Consider the following 1894-nt stretch of genomic DNA (forward strand, 5'->3'; position numbering starts at 1 on the left):
TCTAATTTGCATCCTAATCCTTAAAAGAGTATGGCTATAAGCCGGGTTTTGTCTTGGATAATCATTTATCTACTTACTATTTCACAATAGCACTCTAGCGAAGGGTTTAAAATATAAGATAAAAACCACCCCTTCTTGCTGCAGGTTGGGTTTATAAGCTGAATTGCTTTTACTCGCATAATCACTGGTGGGCTCTTACCCCGCCGTTTCACCTTTACCTAAAATTAGGAAGTTTATTTTCTGTTACACTTTCCCTTAGATTGCTCTAGCCATCTGTTAGATGGAACCTCATCTTATTGCAGCCCGGACTTTCCTCTTAATTAAAAGCGATTATCCACCATACTCTTACGCCATTTTAACTAAGCTTGTTTAAGATAAAGAAAATTAAAGGAGTAAAAAATGTATAAATATAATTTATATTATCCAGCGGGAAATACTACAGCTTTGGTTATTGGCATTAATAACTTAGATTTTAAAAGTATAAATAATGAGATTTTAGCTAAGCATAAAGATGTTGAACAAGTTGGCTTTATACAAGATTATGAATTAAAAATGGCAGGTGGAGAGATTTGTTTTAATGCTTTAAGATGTGCGGGAAAGTATTTTTTAGATACTAATAATTTAAAAACTACAAAAATTAAACTAAATGATAAAGATTATTTATGCGGTATTAGTAGCAGTGATTTTATAAAAGATAATAATATTCAAAAACTATATAAAGATGATAATTTTTATTATTTAAGATTTAAAAATGAATATAAATTAAATAAGCTTGATGATGATATATATTATGTAGATTTAGGAGATATTTTTCATATTATTTATACGAAAAAATTAGATTTATCTAAAATTAATTTAAAAGAATTTGCATATTCATATTTAAAAAATAATGATTTTTTAGACAAAAAAGCAAGTGGTTTTATGTATTTACAAGGTGATTGCCTTGAGCCTATTGTCTGGGTAAGAGATATTAAGACTTTATTTTATGAGAGCGCTTGTGGGAGTGGGAGTTTTGCTAGTTATTTATATTGCAATGAAATTTTAGGTAAAAATTATTTAGCACTAAAACAACCTTCAAATGAGTATTTGTTTTTAAGAGAAGTTGATGGCTTTATAGAAATTAGCTCAATTATTAAAGATATTTTGTAAATTAATATCATATTAACACATATTTTATATATCAATTTAATAACAAATATCAAATCTAAAGGATAAAAATGTTTAAAAATATATTTTTAAAAACTCTTTTAAATATATTTTTATTAAATTATAATGCAAGTTTAAGCACAGCAGATTTTTTTAAATTTTGGGGCATTTTACTTTTAATTTTAAGCTCTTATATGTTTTTTGGTTTTTTAATGTTTAAAATGGGAGTAATTAAAAGTATTTTTACTTTTCAAGCATATTTTATAGATATATTGATACTACCATTTTTTAGCATATTATTTTTAAGTCTTATTTATAAGGCAAATTCTTGTAAATCTTGGTTATTTTGTGCTGGTTTATTTTTGATACCTTTATTTGTTTTACTTGTATTTTTTGGGGTATTTTATATAATATTAATATTTATTTTATATGTTATTATTATGATTTTTAATATAAATTCTACAAATCTTAATATAAAATTAAATAAAAAATCTTTAATTTTTAGGCTTTTAGCCATTTGTTTTTTAATTTTTATAGCATTTATATTCCCGCCTGATATAAAATTTATAAAATATGGATACGGAATTGATTATATTAGTTTTTTAACTTTTTTAAATTTTGCATTTTTAATCCCTAGTTTTGCTACTATTTTGATATATTTTCTTAAAAATTATAAAAGTTTAAAATAAGTGAATAATTTAATATTTCAACTTTATAAAATATAGCTATATATTTGATAGTAATATAT

At 23.5% G+C, this 1894-nt stretch carries 2 protein-coding genes and 1 other RNA gene; 2 read left to right on the plus strand and 1 reads right to left on the minus strand.

The annotated features are described in order from the left end of the window. Positions 1–21: 21 nt before the first annotated feature. An RNA gene (gene rnpB / locus KJQ99_RS09255) (RNase P RNA component class A) lies at positions 22–346 on the minus strand. Positions 347–399: 53 nt separating this feature from the next. Here rnpB and KJQ99_RS09260 point away from each other — a divergent pair. Both KJQ99_RS09260 and KJQ99_RS09265 read left to right on the plus strand, forming a co-directional pair. After that, complete coding sequence (locus KJQ99_RS09260; protein WP_214150644.1) at positions 400–1149, plus strand: histidine racemase CntK family protein; 750 nt, start codon at positions 400–402, stop codon at positions 1147–1149. Positions 1150–1217: 68 nt separating this feature from the next. Further along, positions 1218–1835, plus strand: a complete 618-nt coding sequence (locus KJQ99_RS09265; protein ID WP_214150645.1) for a hypothetical protein — start codon at positions 1218–1220, stop codon at positions 1833–1835. Positions 1836–1894 lie beyond the last annotated feature (59 nt).

Origin of the sequence: Campylobacter sp. 2018MI13, assembly GCF_018501135.1 — a bacterium.
GTDB lineage: Bacteria > Campylobacterota > Campylobacteria > Campylobacterales > Campylobacteraceae > Campylobacter_E.